A 318-nucleotide genomic window follows, 5' to 3' on the forward strand; every position below is an offset into this window, starting at 1 on the left:
ATAGTGCAAACTGATTTTGAGTCGCGATCTGAAGATTATAACCTGGCTTCAACTGACCATTTTGCATTGCATCTTCTTTCATGCGCATAAAAGTTGCATCCGGATCAGTCTTAGAAAAACTATTTCGATCACCAAAAATTGCATTGTTAGACTCATATTTACGTTTTCTAGGTAGGTAGTCACTGTCGATTAAATGACGGTCATGTTTGAACTTTCGCCGTAGGCGTTTGTTAGGTGAACCGCCGGGAATAATCGGCTCTGTCGCAATCACTTGATCTAACCGTTCGATTTCGTTAGTCAACTGCTCGGACGTTTTTT

Annotated in this window: 1 pseudogene; it reads right to left on the reverse strand. The window is 40.9% G+C overall.

Annotated features, from left to right (window positions below):
• Nucleotides 1–318: pseudogene (locus FHQ08_RS12735) on the reverse strand (IS5/IS1182 family transposase); the annotation flags it as partial.

The sequence above is a fragment of the Agrilactobacillus fermenti genome, assembly GCF_021030645.1.
Classification (GTDB): Bacteria; Bacillota; Bacilli; order Lactobacillales; family Lactobacillaceae; genus Agrilactobacillus; species Agrilactobacillus fermenti.